Source organism: Streptantibioticus cattleyicolor NRRL 8057 = DSM 46488, from assembly GCF_000240165.1.
In the GTDB taxonomy this organism is placed as follows: domain Bacteria; phylum Actinomycetota; class Actinomycetes; order Streptomycetales; family Streptomycetaceae; genus Streptantibioticus; species Streptantibioticus cattleyicolor.
Window position 1 is genome coordinate 5,633,486 of the sequence record NC_017586.1, and the last position, 22,136, is coordinate 5,655,621.

The window sequence follows — 22,136 nt, forward strand, 5'->3', positions numbered from 1 at the left end:
GACGCACCGCGCCGGACGCCGCTCCTCACCGGGCGAACCTTGACTGACGCGGCACTAGGGTGCCGTCATGACCGTGGTGGACGTCAACTCCTGGGCCGCGCGGGCGATCCGGCGGCTGCACGCCGAGGGCGGCGGCGCGCAGACCCCGTTGCGCCGGCTGCCGCTGCCCGCCGGATGGCACGTCGAGGTGTACCTCAAGGACGAGTCCGCGCACCCCACCGGCACCGTCAAGCACCGCCTGGTACGCGCGCTGTACTGCCACGCGATCGCCTCCGGGCGGATCGGCCCGGAGACCGAGGTGGTCACGGGCACCGGCGGCCCGGTCGCGGTGGCCGGGGCGTACTTCGCGCGGCTGCTGGGGCTGTCGTTCACCGCGGTGCTGCCGGCGCGGACCCCGGCGGCCGTACGGGACGGCGTCGAGCGGTACGGCGGACGGTGGCACACCGCCGAGCAGCCGCCCGCCGCCCTCCAGCGGGAGGCCGCCCAGGTCGCCGAAGGCCTCGGCGGCCACGCCCTGGACCACTTCGCCGACGCCGCGCAGGCCGTGCTGGGCTGCGGCGCGCCGACCGTCGCCGACGAGATCTTCGACCAACTGCGCGGCACCGGGCACCCGGTGCCGCGCTGGATCGTCACCGGCGCCGGAACCGGGGCCACCTCCGCGACGACCGGCCGCCATCTGCGCCGGCACGGGTACGACGCCCGGCTCGCCGTGGTGGACCCGGAGGGCTCGGCCTACTTCCCCGGCTGGACCCTCGGCCGCCGCGACTACACCACCGGGCTGCCCTCCCGCATCCCCGGCATCGGCCGCCCCCGTGTCGAGCCCGCCTTCGAACCGGGCGTGGTCGACCTGGTGATCCCCGTCCCGGACGCGGCGAGCCCGGCGGCGGTACGGTGGCTCGCCCGGACCGCCGGCCTCGCCGCCGGCCCGGCCACCGGCACCGTCCTGTGGGGCCTGTGCCACCTGGTGGCCGGCCTGGTCGAGCGGGGCACCCCCGGCAGCGTCGTCGCCGTCGCCGGTGACGGCGCCCGCCCCGACGACACCGTGCCCGCCGCCCGGTCCCACGCCCCCGACCCGTACGAGGCCGCCCTCGACCGCTTCCTGTCCACGGCCCGTAGCCCGGTCGTGGACGGCGGGGTGGGGTAAGGGAGTCGGGCCGGTTGCACCCGTAGCCCTGCCGTGGACGGCTGCACGGCGTAGGGGGTCAGCGGCGCGCGACGGGTCGTGGCCGCCGTCGACCGGTCCCCGGGCGCCGCCCGCGTCCCCGTCACCGAACACGGTCTCCCGTAAGGGAGTCGGCGGCTCGCGGAACCCTCCGGGACCCACGCGGGACCCTCCCGGCAGGGGCCGGGGGCCGTACCCGTAGTCCTTGGGAGCTACGTGGCGGGTGGGCTCCGGAGCGGGGCGCGGGGGACGGGGCGGGGTCCGTAGCGTCCGTGGCCGCCGGTCGTTGTCGCGAGCGGTGTCGGAGTTCCCGGTACGGAAGGACCACACAAGCATGGTGTCCCGCTCTCGCGGTGGCCGGTTGGGCCGTGCGTTGCTCGCCGCGTCGGTCATCGGGTCGGTGGCCGTTCCGGTGGCGGGGGCGGCGCGTCCCTCGGCCGTGCCGGCGCCCGCCCCGGCCGCGTCGCCGTTCGTCGCGGCGGCCACCCCCGCGCTCCTCGACGCGCGGTACGCCGCCGGCCGCCAGGCCGTGCTGGACGCCGAGCGGGCCGCCACCGGCCACGGCGACCGGGCCCGGGCCGCGAAGCTGGCCGCCATGGCCGCCCCCGGCCGGCACTTCCTGTCGTTCGACGGACGGGACGGCGGCCGGAGCGTCGAGGTCTTCGGCGACTTGGCGCACGCCCGGCGGATCGCCGTACTGGTGCCGGGCACCGACACCGGGATCGACACCTACCAGCGGTTCGCGGCCGACGCGCGGGCGCTCCAGGGGCGGCTCGACGCGGCCGGGAGCGGCGCGGCCGTGGTGGCCTGGCTCGGCTACCGGCCGCCCGCCATGATCAGCCTGCGGGTGCTCGGCCCCGCCCCGGCGCGGCGGGCGGCTCCCGCGCTGCGGGGGTTCGTCGGCCGGCTGGCATCCGTCCTGCCCGCCGCGCGGATCACCGTGGTCTGCCACTCCTACGGCTCGCTCGTCTGCGCGCAGGCCGCCGACGGGATCCGGGCCGCCGCCATCGTGCTGTTCGGCAGCCCCGGCACCGGCGGCACCGGGCGCCCGCACACAACAGCGCAGTTGTGGGCGGGACGCAGCACCGGCGACTGGATCTCCGGCGTACCGCACGTGCGGCTGCGGCTGCCGTTCGGCACCCTGGGCCTGGGGGAGGACCCCATGTCACCCCGGTTCGGCGCCCGGCTGTTCGACGCCGGCCACGGCAGCCACGCCGGATACCTGCGGCCGGGGTCGCCGGCGCTGGAGAACATCGCCCGGATCGTCACCGGCGCCACCCCCACCGCGCCCACCACCGGGCAGGCCCGCCATGCGTGACCTCGTCCGGCGTATCGACGCCGCCACCCCGCCCGACCGCGACCGGGCCCTGGACGCGCTGCGTGCCCTGGCCATCTGCGGGGTCGTCCTCGGCCACTGGCTGGTGACCGCCCTGGTCGCCGACAGCGGCACCCTGCACGGCGAGAGCCCGCTCGCCCGCCTGCCGCAACTCACCCCGATCTCCTGGGTGTTGCAGACCCTCGCCGTCTTCTTCCTGGTCTCCGGCCGGGTCGCGGCGGCCGGTTACGTCACGCACCGGGCCCGGGGCGGCGGCTACCGGCGGTGGCTCGGCGCCCGGCTGGTCCGGCTGTCCCGGCCGGTGGTCGCGGTGGTGGCGGTGTGGACGGTGGTGGCCGGGGTGCTGCTCGCCGCGGGCGTGCCGGTGGCCACCGTGCACACGCTGGTGAAGCTGGTGCTCTCGCCGCTGTGGTTTTTGCTGGTGCTCGCCGGGCTGACCGCGCTCACCCCGCTGGTGGTCCGGTTGCACCCGGGGTGGCCGGCGGCCGTGGTGGCGGCGGTGGACGTGTGCCGGTTCGCCCTCGGCGGCCCCGGCTGGCTCGGCTGGGTCAACGTGGCCGCGGGGTGGCTCGTCCCGTACTGCCTGGGCGCGGCGTGGGCGCGCGGACGGCTGGCCGGACGCGGCACCGGGTGGGCGCTGTTGTGCGGCGGGGCGGCGGCCACCGTCTGCCTGGTGTGCTGGGCCGGTTACCCCGCGGCCATGGTGGGGGTCAACGGCGCCGCGGTCTCCAACCTGAACCCGCCCACCCTGGCCGCGGTCACCTTCGGGCTCACCCAGTGCGGGGCGGCTCTGCTGCTGCTCGGCGGGCTGCGGCGGCTGACGGCCCGTCCGGTGGTGTGGGCGGTGGTGGCGGTGGCCAACCTCTACGCGATGACGGTCTTCCTGTGGCACCAGACCGCGATGATGGCGGTCACCGCCGTCGGGCTGTCGGCCGGCCACCCGCTGCCCGGACTGCACACCCGGCCCGACGGATACGGCTGGGTGCTCGCCCGGCTCGCCTGGCTGCCGGTGTTCGCGACGGCGCTGCTGTTCTGCTGGGCCGCCTTCCACCGCTGGGAGCAGTCCGGCCGCCGCCGTGGCGGTGCGGTGGTGGTGCGCCAGGGATGCCCCACGGCCGCGGGGGCGGTGCGCGATGCCTAGGCTGACCGCCGTGAGACGGGACGACGTGGTGCGACGGCTGGCGCGCGGGGTGCGGGAACTGCCGCGGACCCTGGTCGAGGATCTGTGGACGAACGCGGCCCAGCCGCTGCCGCGTGTCGGCCGGCCGCGCTGGCTCGACTGGCGTCCGGCGTACGTGGTGCTGGTGGCGATGTGCGCGGTCCTGCTGTTCATCCCGTTGACCAACCGGTACATCGTGGGGTTCGGGATGGGCGTGGTGGTCGCGGTCGTGCTCGCCGGGGTCCAGGCGTCCGGGCTGGTCCTGGCGTTGTTCCGCCCGGTGCTCGCCTGGTGGGCGTCGACCGGCGCGGCGGCGCTCGGGGCGTGGACGGCGACGGTCACCCGCGTCCCCTGGCACGGCATCGGGCGCTGGGGCGAACCCGGCGCGTGGAACGGCCCCGGACTCGCCACGCAGGCCGGGGTGGTCTTCCTGGTGGCGTTGCTGACCCGGCCCAGGGTCGCCGTCGAGGTGCTGGTGATCAGCGTGCTGCTGGTGACGGCGTGGGACCGGCTGCACCTGGCCGGCGCCGGCTTCGACCACAACCTGGCCTACGAGGTGCTGGTGATCGCCGTGATCGTCGGCGCCGCGCTGCGCAGCCGCGGGGTGGCCCGTACCCAGCTCGTCGTCCAGGCGGAGCTGACCGCCGAGGAACGGGGCCGGCGCACCCTGCTGGAGGAACGCAACCGCATCGCCCGCGAACTGCACGACGTGGTGGCCCACCACATGTCCGTCATCTCCATCCAGGCCCAGGTCGCCCCGCACCTGGTGGAAGCGCCCTCCGCGGAGCTGACCGAGAACCTGGCCGGCATCCGGCAGAACGCGGTCGAGGCGCTGGCGGAACTGCGCCGGGTGCTCGGCGTGCTGCGTTCCGAGGACGCGCTCGCCGAGGGGCTGCGCCACGCCCCGCAGCCCACCCTGGCCCGGCTGGACGAACTGGTCGGCAACGTCCGCGGGGCCGGGCTCGCGGTCACCACACGCACCACCGGGCAACCGCGACCGCTGCCGCCCGGCGTGGAGCTGTCGGCCTTCCGCATCGTGCAGGAGGCGCTGAGCAACGCCATGCGGCACGCCCCCGGGGCCGGGGTACGGGTCGCCCTCGGCTACCACGACACCACGCTCACCGTGCGGGTGACCAACACCGCGCCGGAACGGGCCGCGTCCCCCTCGCCGGGCGTCGGCCACGGCCTGCTCGGCATGCGGGAACGGGCCGCCATGCTCGGCGGCGAACTGGCCACCGGACCCACCCCCGACGGCGGTTACGAGGTCTCCGCCATACTGCCGGTCCAAGCTCCGCCGACCCGCACCGAGGACCGCCCATGACGCCCATCCGCGTACTGATCGCCGACGACCAGATGATGGTCCGCCAGGGGTTCACCGTGCTGCTCAACGCCGAACCCGGCATCGAGGTCGTCGGCCAGGCCGTGGACGGCGCCGAAGCGGTCGCCCGGACCGCCGAACTCGCCCCCGACGTCGTGCTGATGGACATCCGCATGCCCGGCGTCGGCGGCATCGAGGCCACCCGCCGCATCACCGAACCGCCGGACGCCACCGCGAAGGTGCTGGTGCTGACCACCTTCGACCTCGACGAGTACGTCTACGAGGCGCTGCGCGCGGGCGCCTCCGGCTTCCTGCTCAAGGACGCCTCGGCCGCCGAACTCGCCCACGCGGTACGGGTGGTGGCGGCCGGCGAGGCGCTGCTCGCCCCCAACATCACCAAGCGGCTGATCGCCGAGTTCTCCCGGATGACCGGCGCCCCCCGCGCCCCGCTGAAGGCACGGGCGGGCACCCTCACCGAACGGGAGACCGAGGTGCTGGCGCTCATCGCGCACGGCCTGTCCAACGCCGAGATCGCCGAACGCCTCGTGGTGGCCGAGCAGACCGTCAAGACCCACGTCGGCCGCATCCTGCTCAAGCTCAACCTGCGCGACCGCACCCAGGCGGCGGTCTTCGCCTACGACACCGGACTGGTGCGCCCGGCCGGCTACTGACCCCGCCGGGCCAGTGCCTTCTCCGCGGTCCGCAGGATGTTGCGGAACGTACCCGTCAGCACCGGCCGCACCAGCAGCCGGGTCAGCGGGGCGCCCAGCACCGGCAGACGCATCTCGGCACGGGTCGTCCAGCACACCCGGGTGCCGCCGTCCACCTCGGTGAAGGTCATCCGGCCCAGCTCGTGCCGGGACGGCGGCAGGCTGCGCTCGACCACGTACTCGGTGGCGTACGGCGGGTCGTAGTGGGTGATGCGTTCCCGGAACCAGCCCATCACCCACAGATGGCTGCGCACCGCGCCCACCCCGTAGGGCGCCCGCGCGCCGCGCCGGGCCAGACGGCACCGCAACACCAGCGGGGAGCCGGTGTAGTTGGTGGTCGTGGTCAGCCAGGCGAACACCTCGCCGATCGGGGCGTCGATGACGTGCTCCACGGTCATGGTCTCCACCGCTGGTCTCCTCCTCGCGTCGGGTGCGCGGGCGCGGCCCGGCCGGACCGCCGCCCTCGTACACCAGTGGAGACAACGGGTGGGTGGCGGAGTGTGACACCGGGCCGTGGTGACGCCGGTCACCCCGGGCGGGTCAGCGGGCGGCGAGGAGTTCGAGGGTGTCGATCACGCGGTTGGAGAAGCCCCACTCGTTGTCGTACCAGGCGACCACCTTGACGTGGCGGCCGTCGACGCGGGTGAGGGCCGAGTCGAAGACGGCGGAGGCGGGGTTGCCCGTGATGTCGGAGGAGACCAGCGGGTCCTCGGAGTATTCGAGGATGCCGGCCAGCGGCCCTTCGGCGGCGGCGCGGTAGGCCGCCAGGACGTCCTCGCGCGTCACGTCGCGGGCGACGGTGGTGTTGAGTTCGACGATCGAGCCCACCGGGACCGGCACCCGGATCGAGTCGCCCGACAGCTTGCCGTCCAGGCCCGGCAGCACCAGGCCGATCGCCTTGGCGGCGCCGGTGGTCGTCGGCACGATGTTGACGGCGGCGGCCCGGGCGCGGCGGGCGTCGCGGTGCGGACCGTCCTGGAGGTTCTGCTCCTGGGTGTAGGCGTGCACCGTCGTCATGAAACCGTGCTCGATCACGGCGAGTCGGTCGAGCACCGCGGCCAGCGGGGCGAGGGCGTTGGTGGTGCACGAGGCGTTGGAGACCACGGTGTGCGCGGCCGGGTCGTAGGCGTCGGTGTTGACCCCGTACGCCAGCGTGACGTCGGCGCCCTCCGACGGCGCGCTGACCAGCACCTTCCGAGCACCGGCGGTGAGGTGGGCGCGGGCCGCGGCGGCCGAGGTGAAGCGGCCGGTGGCCTCCAGCACGAGGTCCACGCCGAGCCCGGCCCACGGCAGCCGCGCCGGTTCCCGCTCGGCGAGCACCGTGACGCGCCGGCCGTCGACGACCAGGGCGTCCCCGTCGGCGGTCACCGGACGGCCGAGCCGCCCGGCCGTGGTGTCGTAGGCGAGCAGCCGCGCGAGGGTGGCCGGGTCGGTGAGGTCGTTGACGGCGACGACCTCCAGGTCGCTGCCGCGCTCCAGCAGCGCGCGCAGCACGTTGCGTCCGATGCGGCCGAATCCGTTGATGGCGATACGAGTCATCGATGGTGTCCCTTCGGTTCGCCATCACTGTCGCCCGCCGCGTCAGCCCAGGCCAGCGGCGTGATCGCCACCGTTCGAAAGGATGTCGCCACCCCCGGCGGCGAAGGTGCGCCGGTACTCGCTCGGCGTGGTGCCCAGGATGCGCTGGAAGTGCGTGCGCAGGTTGGCGCCGGTGCCGAGGCCGACGTCGGCGGCGATCCGCTCGACGCTGCGCGCGGAACGTTCCAGCAGCTCGCGGGCGAGGTCGACGCGGGCCCGCATGACCCATTGCATCGGCGTGTACCCGGTGTCCTCGACGAAGCGCCGCGAGAACGTCCGCGGCGACACCGCGGCGTGCCGGGCGAGCGCCTCCAGGGTGAGCGGCTCGCCGAGCCGGTGGAGCGCCCACTCGCGGGTGGCGGCGAACCGTTCGCCGAGCGGCTCGGGCACGCTGCGCGGCACGTACTGCGCCTGGCCGCCGCTGCGGTACGGGGCCGCGACCAGGCGCCGGGCCGCGTGGTTGGAGGCGGCCACCCCGAGGTCGCCGCGGAGGATGTGCAGGCACAGGTCGATGCCGGAGGCGGCGCCGGCCGACGTCAGCACGGTGCCTTCGTCGACGAACAGGACGTTCTCGTCGACCCGCACGCGCGGGTGCCTGCGCGCGAGCGCCCGCGTGTAGTGCCAGTGCGTGGTGGCCCGCCTGCCGTCGAGCAGCCCCGTGGCGGCGAGCGCGAAGGCACCCGTCGAGATCGCCGCGAGCCGCGCGCCCCCCGCGTGGGCGGCGACCAGGGCGTCGACCACGGCCCGCGGCGGGTCCTCTCGGTCCGGGAACCGGTAGCCCGGGATGAAGACGATGTCCGCCCACCCGAGCGCGTCGAGCCCGTGCGCGACGTCGTACGACAACCCGTCCCCGCCGGCCACCCGCCCCGGCGCCGCCCCGCACACCCGCACCTCGTACGGCATGCTCGCCCGGGTCGTGAACACCTGCGCCGGAATCCCCACGTCCAGCGGCTTCGCCCCCTCCAGCACGAGAACGGCGACACGACGCAGACGGGACGCTGACACGGCCCCGAGACTACGCGGACCCCTCCCGCGAGCACGGCTCAGGGGGCTCGCGGTGATCGCCGCGGCATCGCGGCCGGGCGCAACCCGTACGCGGCCAGCCACCCCAGCACGTCGTCACGGGAGGCACCGACAAGGCGTCCACCCGTGAAGCGGGCGTCGTCGGTCACCTCCGCCACGCACTGGGGAGGGGGAACGAAGGCCCGCGCCTCCTCGTCGGTGGCGAACTCGGCCTCCGCCAGGACCAGGCCCCGCAGGTGACCGTCGAAGACGTCGACGCCCAACGGGGGCACGCTCAGCCGCGTCTTGCGCAGCACCGCGGCCGGCAGCGTGGCCATCAGGTCGTACTCCGCCTGCGACAAGTAGGTGTTGGTGATCAGACCCTGCACCGCGCCCGGCCGGGGAATCGGTACCTTCTGGGTGAGTTTCAACTCCCGTGTACCGTCGGCGAGTACGGCCTGCCGCAACCGCAGACGTGTTCCCGTCAGATACCGGTCGGTGATCACCCGGGTGACCGTCACCGACGACGGTGCCGGCGGCCCGGCGAGCAGGAACCGCCTCTCCCGCTCGACGCGCGCGTACTTCCCCGGGAGAACCGAGCGGCCGTGGACCCCACCGGTCTTGTCCGTCATGACCGGCCCTCAGGACAGCGCGCAGACGCAGAACTCGTGGCCCTCCGGGTCGGCCAGGCACGTCCACGGGACGTCGCCCTGGCCGACGTCGAGGTCGGCGGCGCCGAGGGCCCGCAGTCGGGCCACCTCCGCCGCCTTGTCGTCACCGGGGTACGGCAGCAGGTCGAGGTGGACGCGGTCGGGCCCGGTCGGCGCGCCGGGCGTGCGGAGGAATTCCAGGTACGGGCCGGTGCCCGTGGCGGAACGCAACACCGCGCGGTCGTCGGTGACTTCGCGCACGGTCCAGTCCACCGCCTCGCCCCAGAACCGGGCCGTCGCCCACGGGTCCGCGCAGTCGACCACCACCGCGGCGATCGGCCCGGTGTCCCGGTAGACCTCCCGTGGCTCCAGCACGCAGAACTCGTTGCCCTCCGGATCCGCCAGAACCGTCCACGGCACGTCACCCTGGCCGATGTCGGCCGGGGTCGCGCCGAGGGACCTCAGGCGCGCGACCAACTCCTCCTGATGTGCCGCGGTGTTGGTGGCGAGATCGATGTGCACACGGTTCTTGGCCGCCGTCTTCGCCTCCGGGACGGGAACGACGTCGATGCCGAGACCGTCCCGTTCCGGCCAGACGAGACCGCCGCCGGGTCCGGTGTAGGTGGTCACGCCGGTGTTGTGGGCACCCCACCCGAGCGCCTGCGCCCAGAACCGGCCGACCGTGGAGGGGTCGAGTGCCTTGATGTTCACCTGAACAGGTCGCAGTGGCATGGCGGTGATCCTATGCGCCGGCTCAGCGTTGACATCCGGCGTCGCCGTGCGGTGCCGTGGGACCCCGCCGCGCCGACGTTCGGGCGTAGCGGGGTCCGTGGCCGGACGAGCGAGTCAGACGGTGCCGAACTCCCCAGTCTTGACGCCCGCCACGAAGGCAGTGAACGCGTCGGCGGGGAAGTGCAGAACCGCTCCGCTCGGGTCCTTGGAGTCACGGACGGGGACCACGCCGCGCGAGGCGACGAGGTTGGCGGCGACCTCGATGCAGGAACCACCGTTGCCGCTGTATGAAGACTTGAACCAGGTGAGGGGGAGGGAGTCGGTCGTCACAGGGTGCCCTTTCGTACCTGCTCGATCATGGCCACTGAATCCGCCTGGGAGAGCGCTTCGGCCTGTAGTTGATGGTAGGCCCTCACCAGCGGCAGTACGGATGTGATCTCGCGCTCCAAGTGCCCGTGGGTTTCGGACTCGACGTAGGAGAGCACCGAGCGGTCCGGCAGGGTCAGCAGATTCACCAGCCGGTTGAACGGACGCCGTTCGCCTATCGAGTAGGGCGCCAACTGGAGTGTGGTGTGTGGTTGGTCGGCGAACTCCACCAGGCGTGCCAGTTGGGCGTCCATGACTGCGGGTCCGCCAACGGGCCGGCGGATGCAGCTCTCATCCAAGATCACGGCCACGAGAGGCGGTGTCCGTCGAACCAAAGCCGCCTGCCGTTCCGCCAGAAACTCGACTCGCTCTGACGCTTGTTCAGGGCTGAGCGTCCCCCGCTTTACGTTGCCCTCTTCCACGGCTCTTGCGTACTCCGGTGTCTGGAGCAGCCCGGGGATGACCCCGACTTCGAACATTCGGATCTCTGCCGCGCGAGCCTCTAGCTTCAGGTATTCCGGGAAGCCTTCCAACAGGCTGCCGTTCCGGATCTCCCCCCACGCGCGTTCGAACGACTCGGCGGACCCGGTGAGTCCGAGGGCGGTGTCCAAACTCCGCGAGAAACGACGAGTTGGCGGTTTGCGGCTTGTTTCCACAGCCGAAACATGCCTCCCTGAGTAACCCGTCCGCTCCGCCAACTCGTCCTGGGTCCAGCCGCGCGCCTCGCGAAAGCTGCGCAGACGCGCGCCGTAGGCCGCCTGTGGTGAGGCGTCCGGGTTCAACGCCTTCACGTTTACCAATGTGCCCTCCGTTACTGGAACGTTGAAGACACACCGACTCTAGGCCACGCTGAACCACCTGGGTAGTGGAACCGCTACGGAGAGGAGTGGCCGTTGTCCGGCGAGATTGACCCTGCGGAGCGCCAGGAACCCCGAAACCTTCCGCCCGTCGGCATACTCCTGGTGGACGCGCACAACCGTGTCGGCGAGTTCCGCGGTGAGTGGTGCGGACTGTGGTCCCTGCGCCCCGTCGCGGGCGGTGTCGAGTGGACCGTCGCCCCCGAGGACGTGCGCCCGGCGAGCCCGGAACAGCGGTTGCGCGCCGAGCTGGTGCGCGCGAACGCGCGGAGCCGGGGTGAGTGTCTGTGACTCGCGCACGGTTCCGGTTCTTCAAGTGCTTCGAGCCTGCCCGGGACTGGACGTTCGAGCACTTGAAGGCGAACCCCGAGCACGTCAGCTACGAACAGGTGGTGCGCCGCCCCTGGGGCATGGTGCGGGGGGAGCCGGTATGAGCACCGCGGCGGATTGGGCCCGCGGTTACTGGTGCCAAGTGATCTACGACCAACTACGCGAGGGCGCCCCCTTCACTCTCGTCACGACCGATCCCACGGGCCGGTACGTGCTCGTCGCGTGGTCCGCGGACGTTCCCTGTCCGGCTGCCGCGTACTCCGCTGTCTGCGCGACGGTCGGCAGCCGACCGGCTGTCCCACGCACAGCAAGAGGAGAACAGCCATGGGCAAGGCGAAGAACACCGTTTCCGCCGCGAAGAACGCCATCAGGCGGGACACCGGGAAGCTCGCAGTGCAATCCCAACTTGGACGGCAGCGATTGTGCGCCCGCCGAGACACCCGCTTGTGACCCTTCCATTGAAGAAAGCTAGGCACCATGGATTGGCAGAGCAGAGCGAACGCGCTCGCGGACCAGGTGACCGACCCCGATTCCCGGTGGCTCGTCCCCGTCGCCGACGTTCCCCGTCACGAGCTGGTCCCGCGCTGGTGGGAACGGGACGGCTCCGGGGCGTGGGAACTCCGTGACGGGCCGAGCGACCCGGAGGCGTGGGCGGAAGCGGCCTACGCGGACCGCTCGTTGGTCACCAGGGTGGGCCCGCTCCACGCCGACCAGGCCGAACCCGGCGACCGTCCCGAGGGACGGCCCACGTCGTCCGCCACGCTGCCGAGCCTGGTCGTGCGCATGCTGCGGCACGGCCGACTCGGCGACGGACTCTCCCTGCTCGACCTGGGCACGGGGGCCGGCGGGCTCGCCGCGTACGCCTGTCACCGGCTCGGGGACGCGTGCGTGACGAGTCTGGACATCGACCCCTACCTGGTCAGTGCGGCAGGGGAACGGCTCGCCGGCATGGGCTTCCACCCGACCCTGATCACCGCGGACGCCACCAAGGAAGTACCCGGAACGTACGACCGCATCGTGTCCACGGTCGCGTTCCCGCCCGGCCGGGGGCTCCAACCAGTATTGAGAGCACTGGAATTCGGGGGGCGGATCGCCACCACCCTGGCCCGCACTTCCTTCATCGTCACCGGGTGGAAGGACCGGCACGGGGACGTGGTGGGCCGGGTGGAACGAGAGTGGGCCGGGTTCATGGCAACTCGGTCCGGCGAGGACTACCCGCCCGCTCTTGACGACCTGTTCGCGCTCGCCCGCGAAGCGGACGGAGAACAGACCAGGACCGGCCGCTACCCCGTGGTGGACGTGGGCAACGCGTGGGAACTCCGGTCCATGCTGGAAGTCACCGTCCCCGGCATCGAGTCGGACTACGAGACCAGCGGACGGCAACGCACCGCCTACCTCGCGCACCCCGATGGTTCCTGGGCGCGCGCCTCCGCCGAGCGCACCGACCCGCCCGAAGTACACCAAAGCGGCCCGCAACGACTCTGGGACGCCCTGGAACGCATCCGCCACCGGCTCAACGCGGAAGGGAGTCTGCCCCTCTACGGTGCACACGTCCGCATCACGCCCGACGGGGTAGTCCACCTGTCCCGCGGAAAGTGGCGTGCGTCCATGGGCGCGCGATAGACCCCGGCACGGACCCCCGTTCATCCGTGCCGGACCGTGGCACCCCCGACCGGACCAGCCCCGAGCACGGGCAGACGTGCCCAACCTGAGCTGACGGGCTCAGGCTCCGGCCCCGGTCCGCCCCTTCACTGGGGTGCCGCTCCCGTTGGAGCGGTGAGGGTGTCACACCCCCGCCCGTGTGCTGTTTTCCCGTGGCACGCGGGCGGGGCTCCCTCTTCTCCGGCAGCAAGGGACCCCCTGTGCGACAGTGCCCCGCCACGGCCGAACTGCCCCCGCTGATCTACTTCTTGCGATCCTCATCGGACAACCACGAGTCACGTGGGAACTGCGACTCCGACAGGAACGGCGGCGCGCGGTCGCCCTCGCCACCATGGGCGTGGACTACCCGTACACCTACGAGGGCGCACCCTTCCCGCGCTCAGCGTTCGCGGCATCGGGGGTGAGCGCATGACCGCCGAGGAACTGTTCCCCGACGTGCTGTCCGGCCACGTGGCAGTGTGCATCGAGTGCAAGGCTCTGACGCGCGCCCCGGTCCCCGTGCGGTGGATCCAGAGCACCAGCGGCCCCGGAACGACCCTCTACGCCTGCCCTGACCACGTCGTGGAACTCGGCGTGGGGCCGACCCCGGACGACGTGATCCGGTAACCCCGTGGACCAGCCTCACCAGCCCTGTTCGGCAACCCGCTGAGCGGGGCTTTCGCGCCGGCTCGGCGACGTCATCCGGCGTCGCCGTGCGGTGCCGTGGGACCGCGGCTGTCACTGGCGCTCCGCCAGAACGCGCGCAGGGCGGTGACGAGCGCTTCGGGCGCGTCTTCCGCGATGTGGTGTCCGGAGTCGATCGGGCCGCCGTCCAACCGGTCGCCGGTCCAGTCCCGCCATACGCCGAGCACGTCTCCGTGGAGGTCGGCCATGTCGTCGCGGGTGGCCCACAGCACCTGCACCGGGCAGGTGATGCGTCGGCCGGCCCGGCGGTCGGTGTCGTCGTGCTCCCGGTCGATGCCGAGGCCGGCGCGGTAGTCCTCGCACATGGCGTGCACGGTGGCCGGGTCGTGGATGGCGCGTTGGTAGTCCTGGTACGCCTCGGCGCCCATCTGCTCGGGTGTGGCCCTGTACCAGGCGTCGGGGTCGGCGTTGATGACGCGTTCGGCGGCCTTGTCGGTCTGGCCGAGGAAGAACCAGTGCCACCATCGCGCGGCGAAGACGGCGTCGCAGCGCCGCAACGCCTCCCCGATGGGCACGGCGTCCAGCACGGTGAGGGCGGACACGGCCTGCGGGTGGTCCAGGGCGAGGCGGGTGGCCACGTACGCGCCCCGGTCGTGCCCGACGACCGCGAACCGTTCGTGCCCGAGGCGGCGCATCACCGCCAGGCAGTCGGCCGCCATGGCGCGCTTGGCGTACGGACGGTGCTCCGGATCGGTCGGGGGCTTGTCGGACCGGCCGTAGCCGCGCAGATCGGGGCAGACCACGGTGCGCCCGGACGCGGCCAGCAGCGGGGCGACGCGGTGCCAGGTCACGTGCGTGCGCGGGTGACCGTGCAGCAGCAACACCGCCGGTCCGTCGCCGCCGCGACGCACCCTCAGGTGGGCGCCGTCCCCCTCGCACCGCGTCAACGCGAAGCCGTCGAACACGTGGCCTCCTTGCCCCGGACGTCGTGACCCACGTGCCCTGGTACCCGTTCCACGCGTCCGTACCCGGTCGACGGGCGGGTGCCGGTGGTGACGCGGTGGCCGGCCCCCCGTGCGTTCCCGGCGAGGCCGGCCACCGCGGCGAACGCGACCGCCCGCGGGCAGGCGGTCCCGTTCACAAGGTGCCGCTTACGGCGCGGTGATCTCACGCTTCAGCTTCGAACTCCAGGGACACCACGTCGAATTGGGCAGGAGCGCACCGCCGACCTCGCTCAGGTGGTCGTTGACGTAGGCGATGCTCGCGTCGCACACCTCCACGGCCATGCTGAAGAACTTCACCGAGTCAGGGGCGAGTTGGTACTTCCAGGGCTTGTTGTACGGGGCCGGCGTCTTGACGACGGTGCCCATGACGCCGACGTTCTCCTTGTCCACCCCGCTGATGATGTCGCGGGCCTGCTTGATTCTGGCGGGGTCGGTGAGCTGGAAGACGAAGGTGTCCTTGCCGTCGGTGAACTCGAAGTAGGCCGCGGGACGGGTGCCCGCTCCACCGCTCTGCGCCGCCTGCGCGGGCTGGGCCACGGCCAGGGCGAACATCGAGACCGCCGCGAGGCTGCCGACCTTGGTGATGGTACGTCGCATGGTTCAGACCTCCTGTGCTCCTCGGGTCACTTCCGCGCCCGTCTGCGGCAAACGTAGGTGAGAAACCAAAGAGACGGCATATCACTGGAAAAGATTGCCCCAAAGAACCCTCCAGGGCTTCCCAATGTGCCTTGACGGGCGGCTACTTGGCGGGTCGCGGAGGGCAGCCCTCTCTGGCCGTACGAGGGGTCGCCTTGTCGTGCACCCCCGGATAGCCGCCCTTCGGAGGGGTAGGCGGATGTCCTCACCGCGCGGGGGAGGAGGAATGGGGATGTGCCGCACACCCGATCGGGCGGAATCGCCCCAGATCTCGCGATGGCGGGGTAGGCGACTTCAGGTGAGGACCGACCACCGGGGAGGACTGTTGCCGTTTGACAATAATAGCCGTGAGGCAACAAAGTTGGCCGTGACGGACGTACGCGGGGAAGGGCCTGGAATGCTCCGGTGGACGGAGACCCCTCCGCGTGCGGGCCGCGATCGTCGGCGGGCGACGATCGCGCGGGGATCGCGAACGGCGGTTCAGGCGGTCCGGCTCCCCACGCCCGGCGCGTCATCGTGTATCTGCGTCGCCGCTGTGGCGCAGAACGCCTCCAGGCCCTCCAGGAGCGCGACGCGCTTGGCGGCGGGCATGTCCGCCAGTACCTTCCGCAACTCCTTCTCCCTGCGGACGCGCAGGTCGGCGAGGAAGGCCCGGCCCCGGCCGCTGAGGTGCAGCCGCACCTCGCGCCGCTGCTCCGGGCTGGTCACCCGCTCGACGAAGCCGGCGGCCACGAGCCGGTCGCACAGCCGGCTGGTGGACGGTGGGGTGGAGGCCAGGTGCTCGGCGAGCGTGCGCAGGTTGATGCCGTCGTGGTGTTCCAGGATGTGCAGCACGCGCAGCTGGGACGCGGAGGTGGGTGCGGTGGAGGCCCGGCCCCACACGACTTCCAGCAGCTCGGCGGCCGTGGTGGTCACACGTGCGACCTCTTCGGGCTCGGGGCGGCGGCGGAAAGCAGTCACGATCACACTCTCGCAGGCACTGGGGTGGCTGCCAGCGTACTAGGCGCATGCGCCGGCCACAGGTGCTTCGGGTGACCGACGTGGCACAAGCAAGGGTTTGACCTGGTAGGGGACGTCTGTCCGTTTATCTGGCGAAAGATTGATATGTTTCATAATGTGAACAGATTCGAGGCCGCTGAACGCGCTCTGCGCACGGCGGCCCCCCACGAGTTGCTCGACGCCGTCCGGGCCGTACTGGTCGAGCGGTACGGCGCCAAGGAGGTCGAGCTGTTCATGGCCGACTACGGCCTGGCGGTGCTGCAACCGGTCTCGGAGCTGCCGCACACGCTGGATCCGGTGTCGGTGCACAACAGCCCGGCCGGCCGGGCCTTCGGGTCGCAGGAGCCGTACTGCGAGGACCTGCGGACGGGGGCGCGGCTGCATCTGCCGGTCAGCGTGCGCGGCGACCGGCTCGGGGTGCTGTCCGTCACGCTGCCCGACAGGGACGCCGCCCGGGACTGCGCGTCGGAACTGGCCCAGATCGCCGACGTGCTGGGCCACGAGGTGGTCGTCGCCGAACGCGACACCGACCTGTACCTCCAGGCGCGGCGCAAGGGGCGGCTCACGCTGGCCGCCGAGATGCAATGGCAGCTTCTGCCCGGCCGCTCCTGCTCGCGCCCCGAGTACGACCTCGGGGCCCAACTGGAGCCCGCCTACGCCATCTTCGGTGACAACTTCGACTGGTCGGCCACCGCCGACCGCCTGATGCTGTACGTCACCAACGGCATGGGCGAGGGCATAGAGGCCTCCTTGCTGACGAACCTGGCCATCAACGCGCTGCGCAACGCCCGGCGCGCCGGTATCTCCATCGCCGACCAGGCGGCCCTGGCCGACCAGGCGGTCTACGCGCACTACCAGGGGCGCTGCTACCTGTCGGTCCTGATGTTCGACTTCGACCTGGCCACCGGACGGGCGAGCGTGGTGGACGCCGGCTCCCCGCAACTGCTGCGGATGCGGGACGGCGTCGTGGAGCGGATCACCTTCGACGCCCAGTTGCCGCTGGGGATGTTCGAGGAGACCGACTACGTGGCGCAGGACTTCCAGGCCGAGCCCGGCGACCGGCTGGTCTTCGTCAGCGACGGCGTCCACGCGGTGGCCTCCCCGAAGGGCGAGGCGTACGGGGAAGCGGCGCTCGCGCGGGCCATCCAGTCCACCCGCCTGCTGCCCGCCGCGGAGGTTCCGCGTGCCATCCTGCGGGAGTTGACCGGCCACCGCGGCGAGGCGCTGCCCGCCGATGACGCCCTGATCGTGTGCCTGGACTGGCGTGGCAGGCCGCTCGGCCACTGACCGGGGTTTGCGGTGATTGTGGCGATCGCGTGTTGTTCCGCCCATCCCCCTCGCGTTAACGTTTGCCATGTAGCAATAATTGCTTGATGGCTTGCCACCCGGTGGGCCGACGGGCCTCGCGGCAGGGAGACGATGCAGGTGGCGGAGGAGCACGACATGGCCCCGGAGGTCGCGCGGGAACTGGGAGGCTTTCTGGAACAGCGCCGGGAGCAGATCGCCCAGCGGTGGGCGGACACCGCCCTGTTCCGTACGGTCTTCACCGTGTCCCGCGACGAGGCGGTGGAGGCGTGCAAGGCCGTGGTCGACGCCCTGGCGGTCGTGGCCCGCTCCGGACGGCTGGAGGACACCGAGGCGCCGGGCTTCGGCGCCGTGCGGGAACAGCTCGGCCGGATGGCCGCCTCCCGCGCCCAGGCCGGGTTCAGCACCTCCCAGGTCGCCGGCGAGGTCGCCCGCCTGCGGGAGCCGGCCACCGCTTTGCTGCGCGCCGAGTTCGACGACCCGTCCGGCGAGCCCGCGCACGCCTGCGCTCTCGCGCTCACGACGCTTCTCGGCACACTCCGCCTGGTCGTCATGGAGACCACCGTCAGCTCCGGTGAGGAACTGATCGCCCGGCAGCGCCAGCAGCTGCTGGAGGTGGCCACCCCGGTCATCAAGCTGTGGGAGAACATCGTCGCCGTACCGCTCATCGGCACCCTGGACAGCGCCCGCAGCCAGGTCGTGATGGAGAACCTGCTGGAGGCGATCGTGGACGAGCGGGCGCGGTACGCCATTCTCGACATCACCGGGGTCCCCACCGTCGACTCGCTCGTGGCGCAGCACCTGATGAAGACGGTCGCCGCGGCCCGGCTGATGGGCGCCGAGTGCATCGTCTCCGGGATCCGGCCGGCGATCGCGCAGACCATCGTCCACCTCGGCATCGACCTGGGGACGATCGTCACGCGAGCCGGTCTCGCCGACGCCCTGGCGTACGCGCTCGCCCAGCAGGGCATCGCCGTCTCCAACCGCCCGGCGGCGGGAGCGAGTTCGCGGTGACCGCGTCCTCCGCCACCACCGCGAACCCGGTGCCGGTCCTGGCACTGGGCGACGTCCTGCTGGTGACCCTGCAAGGAGAACCGCACGACGGGGCGGCCGAACAACTGCACCACGACATCTCCCACCGCATCGCCCACAGCCCGGTGCCGGTGGGCGGTGTCGTGATCGACATCTCCGGTGTGGAGATCGTCGACTCCTTCCTCGGCCGGATCCTGGCCGAGATCGCCGCGACCGCCCGCCTGCTGGCCACCCGGACGGTGCTGGCCGGGATGCGTCCGGCGGTGGCCATCACCCTGGTCGAGCTGGGGCTCACCCTGCCCGGACTGGACACCGCCCTGGACGTCGGCAGGGCTCTGGCCCTGCTGGGCCGCGCCCCCGCGGCACCCTCACCCGCCCACCCGGAAGAGGGTGCGTGATGCATGCCCCACTCGCCCCGACCACGCGCCTGCCCATCGGCTCGGACGCCGACCTCGCCTGGGTACGCAGACAGGTACGCCAGGCCGCTGCCGACATCGGCTTCCGGCTGGTCCAGCAGACCAAGCTGGTCACCGCCGCCAGCGAACTCGCCCGCAACACGCTGGTGCACGGCGGCGGCGGGCATGTGGAGATGACGCTCCTGCGGGACGGGGGCGCCCGCGGCGTGCGGCTGTCCTTCATCGACTCCGGCCCCGGCATCCGGGACGTCGAGCTGGCCATGACCGACGGCTACACCACCGGCGGCGGCCTCGGCCTGGGACTGAGCGGGGCCAAGCGGCTCGTGCGGGAACTCGTCGTCGACAGCCGTCCGGGCCAGGGCACCACCGTCACCGTCACCGACTGGGCCACCGGCCTGCCCACGCCGCGCACAGGTGCGCCATGAGCAGGGTCTGGGACATCCCGGTCCAGGACTCCACCAGGACCCGGGACGTCCGCGTGGCCGCGGAGGACGCCTGCGGCCACGCCGGTCTGGACGCCCACGCCACGGCGGCCACCGCGCTGGTCGCCACCGAGTTGGCGACCAACCTCGTCAAGCACGCGAACGGGGGCCGCATCGTCATCAACCTGACCGCCCCCTGCGACACCCTGGCGGAGGCCGCGCCCTGCGTGCAGATCACCTCGCTCGACCACGGGCCGGGCATCGGCGACGTGCCGACGGCGCTGCGGGACGGATACACCACCGCCGCCTCCTCCCTCGGCGCGGGCCTGGGCACCTGCCGGCGCATCGCCACCGACTTCGACCTGCACAGCCGGACGGGGGCAGGCACCGTCGCCGTGGCCCGCACGAGCCCGGCACGGCCACCCGGCACCACGTCCCGGCCGGTCCGTTCGCGCCCGGGCACCCGGGCCGGAGGCATCACCACCGCGCTCGCGTACGCCGAGCACTCCGGCGACGCCTTCGCCTGGGTGCGTTCCGGCCCAACGGTCACGCTGATGCTGACCGACGGGCTCGGACACGGGGCGAAGGCGGCGGAGGCGTCCGCCGCCGCCGTGCGGGAACTGCGCGGGAACGCCGGTCTTCCCCCGGCCGACATCCTGCGGCACCTGCACACCGCGCTGCGCGGCACGCGCGGTGCGGCCGTCGGCGTGGCACAACTGGACGAGGACACCAACCGGCTCTCCTTCGCGGGCGTCGGCAACATCGGCGCCCGGCTCCGCACCGGCGACGGCTGGCGCCCCCTCATCTCCCACCCGGGCATCGTCGGCGCCCACTTCCCCGCCACCGTGCCCGTACAGCGGTCGCCCTGGCGGACGGAGAGCCTGCTCGTCCTGCACAGCGACGGGCTGCCGGGCCGCTGGGTGCCGCCGGACGACCCCGGACTCGTCAGCCATGACCCGGCGGTGACCGCCGCGGTCGTCCTGCGCGACGCCGGCAGCGCCGCGCGCCCGCTGCGCGACGACACCACCGTGGCCGTCCTGGCCCCCGATCCACCGGACGGACGCCCATGACCGCACCCCCCGAGGTCTGGAAGATCGCGTCGGTCACCGACGCCGCACTGGCCCGCGCCGCCGTCGGCGCGATCACCACCGCAGGCGGGTCCCCGGCCCTGGAACGGGCCCGCTTCCTCACCGCGCTCACCGCACGGCTGCGCCGCTGCCTGAACCAGGGCGGCGAGTGGGAACTCCTGCTCCACCTCCGGCACGACACCGGCGCCCAGGACGGCCGGGTGGACGTCCTCCTGCGTCCGGTCGACGCGTCGTGGCCGAGCGCGGACGACGAGCCCGCCCTCACCTGCCCCCTGCCGCACCAGCCGGTCACAGGCCGCGTCCCGGCGCGAACGCCGCTGCCCGAGGCGCTGTTGCGCGCCGACGAGAACACCGCGGCCGTCCTGGACCTCCTCCAGGAACAAGAACGCCTCGTCCAACTGCACCGGGAGGAGCTGCACCACACCAACCAGGGCGTCCTGGCGCTCCACTCCCACCTGGAGGCCGCCGCCCTGGCCCAGCGCGAACTGCTCGAAGCCGAGCGGGCCGCGCGCGCCGAGGCCGAGCGGGCCCGGCGCCTGCTGACCTTCCTCGGGGACGCCAGCGCCGCCATCACGGTCTCCCTCAGCCCCACGGCCATCCTGCGCCGCCTGTCCGACCTGCTGGTGCCGGAGTACGCCACCAGGCTCGACGTCTGGCTCTTCGACGAGGAGGACGCCCCCGGGCACGTACGCGAGCACGCGGCAGCCGCCGTGGTCGCCGCCCGCACCGGCCGCCCCCAGCACGCGGGCCCCCGACCGGGAAACCTCCCCGGCATCGGTGACCTCCCGCCCTCCGCCCTCTCCCCGGAGCGGCCCCTGCTGGCCATCCCCCTCGGCGCACACCGCCTGCTGGGTGTCCTCACCCTCACCGCGCCCGGGCCGCGCTTCGACGCGGACACCTGCATCACGCTGGTCGAACTCGCCCGCCGCGTCGGCATCGCCCTGGACAACGCCCGCCGTTACGAGCAGTACCGCGACACCGCCGAGACCCTGCAACGCGCCCAGCTCACCGACCTGCCCGCCGTCCCCGGCCTGCTCCTGACCGCGCGCTACCTCCCCGCCACCTGGGGCCTGAACATCGGCGGCGACTGGTACGACGCCTTCCGCCAGCCCGACGGGAGCCTGCTCGTCGTCATAGGGGACGTCACCGGCCACGGACTGCACGCCGCCGTCGTCATGGGCCAACTGCGCACCGCGCTGCGCGCCTACGCCATCGACGACACCAGCCCCGGTGAGATCCTCACCCAGCTCCACCGCATGCTCCGCCACCTACAACCCGAGCTGTACGCCACCGCGTTGATCGCCCGCATCCGGCCCGGTGAACCGCGGGTGGTGTGGGCGTCGGCCGGCCACCCGCCCGCCGTCGTCCGCGACGACGACGGCACCGTCCGCGTCCTGGACGGCAAACCGGGCGTCATGCTGGGCATACCGGCCGACCACACCTATACCGACCAGGTCACCCGCCTGCCGACCGGCTCGTCCCTGGTGCTGTACACCGACGGCCTGGTCGAACGCCGGGCGCGCGGCATCGACGCCGGCATCGAACGCCTCGCCCAGGCGCTCGCCGCGCTGCGTACCCCGGAGCTGGAACAGGACCTGGACGCGGGCGCCGACGCCGTGCTCAAGCACATCCTGCACGACTCCGAGCGCGACGACGACGTGTGTCTGCTCGTGTGCCACAGGCTGACGGCGATCGCACAGGAGCCCCTTCCGTCCGCGTGAGGCGCGCGAGACGGCACACGCGGTGGT

Annotated in this window: 25 protein-coding genes; 15 read left to right on the plus strand and 10 right to left on the minus strand. The window is 72.8% G+C overall.

The window, feature by feature from the left end:
- Positions 1-67: 67 nt before the first annotated feature.
- The 5 genes from SCATT_RS24680 to SCATT_RS24700 all read left to right on the plus strand — a co-directional run bounded on the left by SCATT_RS24680 (position 68) and on the right by SCATT_RS24700 (position 5,646).
- Positions 68-1,144 (plus strand): PLP-dependent cysteine synthase family protein, encoded by a 1,077-nt coding sequence (locus tag SCATT_RS24680; RefSeq protein WP_014145922.1) that lies wholly within the window; start codon positions 68-70, stop codon positions 1,142-1,144.
- Positions 1,145-1,496: 352 nt separating this feature from the next.
- Positions 1,497-2,480: an alpha/beta hydrolase gene (locus SCATT_RS24685; protein ID WP_014145923.1), complete on the plus strand. Its 984-nt coding sequence runs from the start codon at positions 1,497-1,499 to the stop codon at positions 2,478-2,480.
- Complete coding sequence (locus tag SCATT_RS24690; RefSeq protein ID WP_014145924.1) at positions 2,473-3,639, plus strand: acyltransferase family protein; 1,167 nt, start codon at positions 2,473-2,475, stop codon at positions 3,637-3,639. The genes SCATT_RS24685 and SCATT_RS24690 overlap by 8 nt, the downstream gene beginning before the upstream one ends.
- On the plus strand, positions 3,632-4,978 hold the full coding sequence (locus SCATT_RS24695) for a sensor histidine kinase (protein WP_042507586.1): 1,347 nt from the start codon (positions 3,632-3,634) through the stop codon (positions 4,976-4,978). The genes SCATT_RS24690 and SCATT_RS24695 overlap by 8 nt, the downstream gene beginning before the upstream one ends.
- Complete coding sequence (locus SCATT_RS24700) at positions 4,975-5,646, plus strand: response regulator (RefSeq protein WP_014145926.1); 672 nt, start codon at positions 4,975-4,977, stop codon at positions 5,644-5,646. The genes SCATT_RS24695 and SCATT_RS24700 overlap by 4 nt, the downstream gene beginning before the upstream one ends.
- Here the strand turns inward: SCATT_RS24700 and SCATT_RS24705 are convergent.
- The 7 genes from SCATT_RS24705 to SCATT_RS24735 all read right to left on the minus strand — a co-directional run bounded on the left by SCATT_RS24705 (position 5,640) and on the right by SCATT_RS24735 (position 10,813).
- Positions 5,640-6,092, minus strand: coding sequence for an SRPBCC family protein (locus tag SCATT_RS24705; protein WP_014145927.1), 453 nt, complete (start codon positions 6,090-6,092; stop codon positions 5,640-5,642). The genes SCATT_RS24700 and SCATT_RS24705 overlap by 7 nt on opposite strands.
- A 133-nt stretch (positions 6,093-6,225) precedes the next feature.
- The gene (gene gap / locus SCATT_RS24710; protein WP_014145928.1) at positions 6,226-7,224 is read right to left on the minus strand and encodes a type I glyceraldehyde-3-phosphate dehydrogenase; all 999 of its coding nucleotides are present in this window, start codon (positions 7,222-7,224) and stop codon (positions 6,226-6,228) included.
- Positions 7,225-7,266: 42 nt separating this feature from the next.
- Positions 7,267-8,268 carry a GlxA family transcriptional regulator gene (locus tag SCATT_RS24715; RefSeq protein ID WP_042507587.1) on the minus strand — a complete coding sequence of 334 codons (1,002 nt, stop codon included), beginning with the start codon at positions 8,266-8,268 and terminating at the stop codon, positions 7,267-7,269.
- 38 nt (positions 8,269-8,306) lie between these two features.
- Positions 8,307-8,897 carry a CYTH domain-containing protein gene (locus tag SCATT_RS24720; RefSeq protein ID WP_014145930.1) on the minus strand — a complete coding sequence of 197 codons (591 nt, stop codon included), beginning with the start codon at positions 8,895-8,897 and terminating at the stop codon, positions 8,307-8,309.
- A gap of 9 nt (positions 8,898-8,906) precedes the next feature.
- Entirely contained in the window at positions 8,907-9,647 is a 741-nt protein-coding gene (locus tag SCATT_RS24725; RefSeq protein WP_014145931.1) for a VOC family protein, read from the minus strand.
- A 114-nt stretch (positions 9,648-9,761) separates the two neighbouring features.
- Positions 9,762-9,977, minus strand: a complete 216-nt coding sequence (locus tag SCATT_RS24730; RefSeq protein ID WP_014145932.1) for a DUF397 domain-containing protein — start codon at positions 9,975-9,977, stop codon at positions 9,762-9,764.
- Positions 9,974-10,813, minus strand: coding sequence for a helix-turn-helix domain-containing protein (locus tag SCATT_RS24735; protein ID WP_041824973.1), 840 nt, complete (start codon positions 10,811-10,813; stop codon positions 9,974-9,976). Before SCATT_RS24735 ends, SCATT_RS24730 begins: the two co-directional genes overlap by 4 nt.
- Positions 10,814-10,906: 93 nt before the next feature.
- Here SCATT_RS24735 and SCATT_RS24740 point away from each other — a divergent pair, with 93 nt between their 5' ends.
- The 4 genes from SCATT_RS24740 (at position 10,907) to SCATT_RS24750 (ending at position 13,468) form a co-directional block, all read left to right on the plus strand.
- A complete protein-coding gene (locus SCATT_RS24740) occupies positions 10,907-11,161 on the plus strand; it encodes a hypothetical protein (RefSeq protein ID WP_014145934.1) in 255 nt (84 codons plus the stop codon).
- On the plus strand, positions 11,158-11,304 hold the full coding sequence (locus SCATT_RS38690; RefSeq protein ID WP_157894849.1) for a DUF7848 domain-containing protein: 147 nt from the start codon (positions 11,158-11,160) through the stop codon (positions 11,302-11,304). The genes SCATT_RS24740 and SCATT_RS38690 overlap by 4 nt, the downstream gene beginning before the upstream one ends.
- A 373-nt stretch (positions 11,305-11,677) precedes the next feature.
- Positions 11,678-12,823 (plus strand): methyltransferase domain-containing protein, encoded by a 1,146-nt coding sequence (locus SCATT_RS24745; protein WP_014145936.1) that lies wholly within the window; start codon positions 11,678-11,680, stop codon positions 12,821-12,823.
- Between the two features lie 447 nt (positions 12,824-13,270).
- Complete coding sequence (locus tag SCATT_RS24750; protein WP_014145937.1) at positions 13,271-13,468, plus strand: hypothetical protein; 198 nt, start codon at positions 13,271-13,273, stop codon at positions 13,466-13,468.
- 71 nt (positions 13,469-13,539) lie between these two features.
- Here SCATT_RS24750 and SCATT_RS24755 read toward each other — a convergent pair whose 3' ends face one another.
- The 3 genes from SCATT_RS24755 to SCATT_RS24770 form a co-directional block, all read right to left on the minus strand.
- A complete protein-coding gene (locus tag SCATT_RS24755; protein WP_014145938.1) occupies positions 13,540-14,451 on the minus strand; it encodes an alpha/beta fold hydrolase in 912 nt (303 codons plus the stop codon).
- Between the two features lie 186 nt (positions 14,452-14,637).
- Positions 14,638-15,087, minus strand: a complete 450-nt coding sequence (locus SCATT_RS24765; RefSeq protein ID WP_014145939.1) for a BP74-related protein — start codon at positions 15,085-15,087, stop codon at positions 14,638-14,640.
- A gap of 519 nt (positions 15,088-15,606) precedes the next feature.
- A complete protein-coding gene (locus tag SCATT_RS24770) occupies positions 15,607-16,041 on the minus strand; it encodes a MarR family transcriptional regulator (RefSeq protein ID WP_014145940.1) in 435 nt (144 codons plus the stop codon).
- A 201-nt stretch (positions 16,042-16,242) separates the two neighbouring features.
- On the opposite strand from SCATT_RS24770, the gene SCATT_RS24775 reads away from it, so the two are divergent.
- The 6 genes from SCATT_RS24775 (at position 16,243) to SCATT_RS24800 (ending at position 22,109) form a co-directional block, all read left to right on the plus strand.
- Positions 16,243-17,412, plus strand: a complete 1,170-nt coding sequence (locus tag SCATT_RS24775; RefSeq protein ID WP_014145941.1) for a PP2C family protein-serine/threonine phosphatase — start codon at positions 16,243-16,245, stop codon at positions 17,410-17,412.
- A 132-nt stretch (positions 17,413-17,544) separates the two neighbouring features.
- On the plus strand, positions 17,545-18,444 hold the full coding sequence (locus SCATT_RS24780) for an STAS domain-containing protein (protein ID WP_014145942.1): 900 nt from the start codon (positions 17,545-17,547) through the stop codon (positions 18,442-18,444).
- Positions 18,441-18,860: an STAS domain-containing protein gene (locus tag SCATT_RS24785; RefSeq protein ID WP_014145943.1), complete on the plus strand. Its 420-nt coding sequence runs from the start codon at positions 18,441-18,443 to the stop codon at positions 18,858-18,860. Before SCATT_RS24780 ends, SCATT_RS24785 begins: the two co-directional genes overlap by 4 nt.
- Positions 18,860-19,303, plus strand: a complete 444-nt coding sequence (locus tag SCATT_RS24790; protein WP_014145944.1) for an ATP-binding protein — start codon at positions 18,860-18,862, stop codon at positions 19,301-19,303. Before SCATT_RS24785 ends, SCATT_RS24790 begins: the two co-directional genes overlap by 1 nt.
- Positions 19,300-20,370: a SpoIIE family protein phosphatase gene (locus SCATT_RS24795; protein ID WP_014145945.1), complete on the plus strand. Its 1,071-nt coding sequence runs from the start codon at positions 19,300-19,302 to the stop codon at positions 20,368-20,370. Before SCATT_RS24790 ends, SCATT_RS24795 begins: the two co-directional genes overlap by 4 nt.
- The gene (locus SCATT_RS24800) at positions 20,367-22,109 is read left to right on the plus strand and encodes a PP2C family protein-serine/threonine phosphatase (protein ID WP_014145946.1); all 1,743 of its coding nucleotides are present in this window, start codon (positions 20,367-20,369) and stop codon (positions 22,107-22,109) included. The genes SCATT_RS24795 and SCATT_RS24800 overlap by 4 nt, the downstream gene beginning before the upstream one ends.
- Positions 22,110-22,136: the final 27 nt, after the last annotated feature.

What these genes read in the sequence shown, in the direction of transcription:
- SCATT_RS24680 (WP_014145922.1), top strand. Translation starts at nt 68, where the DNA reads ATGACCGTGGTGGACGTCAACTCCTGGGCCGCGCGGGCGATCCGGCGG.
- SCATT_RS24685 (WP_014145923.1), top strand. Translation starts at nt 1,497, where the DNA reads ATGGTGTCCCGCTCTCGCGGTGGCCGGTTGGGCCGTGCGTTGCTCGCC.
- SCATT_RS24690 (WP_014145924.1), top strand. Translation starts at nt 2,473, where the DNA reads ATGCGTGACCTCGTCCGGCGTATCGACGCCGCCACCCCGCCCGACCGC.
- SCATT_RS24695 (WP_042507586.1), top strand. Translation starts at nt 3,632, where the DNA reads ATGCCTAGGCTGACCGCCGTGAGACGGGACGACGTGGTGCGACGGCTG.
- SCATT_RS24700 (WP_014145926.1), top strand. Translation starts at nt 4,975, where the DNA reads ATGACGCCCATCCGCGTACTGATCGCCGACGACCAGATGATGGTCCGC.
- gap (WP_014145928.1), bottom strand. Translation starts at nt 7,224, where the DNA reads ATGACTCGTATCGCCATCAACGGATTCGGCCGCATCGGACGCAACGTG.
- SCATT_RS24720 (WP_014145930.1), bottom strand. Translation starts at nt 8,897, where the DNA reads ATGACGGACAAGACCGGTGGGGTCCACGGCCGCTCGGTTCTCCCGGGG.
- SCATT_RS24725 (WP_014145931.1), bottom strand. Translation starts at nt 9,647, where the DNA reads ATGCCACTGCGACCTGTTCAGGTGAACATCAAGGCACTCGACCCCTCC.
- SCATT_RS24745 (WP_014145936.1), top strand. Translation starts at nt 11,678, where the DNA reads ATGGATTGGCAGAGCAGAGCGAACGCGCTCGCGGACCAGGTGACCGAC.
- SCATT_RS24750 (WP_014145937.1), top strand. Translation starts at nt 13,271, where the DNA reads ATGACCGCCGAGGAACTGTTCCCCGACGTGCTGTCCGGCCACGTGGCA.
- SCATT_RS24765 (WP_014145939.1), bottom strand. Translation starts at nt 15,087, where the DNA reads ATGCGACGTACCATCACCAAGGTCGGCAGCCTCGCGGCGGTCTCGATG.
- SCATT_RS24780 (WP_014145942.1), top strand. Translation starts at nt 17,545, where the DNA reads ATGCAGGTGGCGGAGGAGCACGACATGGCCCCGGAGGTCGCGCGGGAA.
- SCATT_RS24790 (WP_014145944.1), top strand. Translation starts at nt 18,860, where the DNA reads ATGCATGCCCCACTCGCCCCGACCACGCGCCTGCCCATCGGCTCGGAC.
- SCATT_RS24795 (WP_014145945.1), top strand. Translation starts at nt 19,300, where the DNA reads ATGAGCAGGGTCTGGGACATCCCGGTCCAGGACTCCACCAGGACCCGG.
- SCATT_RS24800 (WP_014145946.1), top strand. Translation starts at nt 20,367, where the DNA reads ATGACCGCACCCCCCGAGGTCTGGAAGATCGCGTCGGTCACCGACGCC.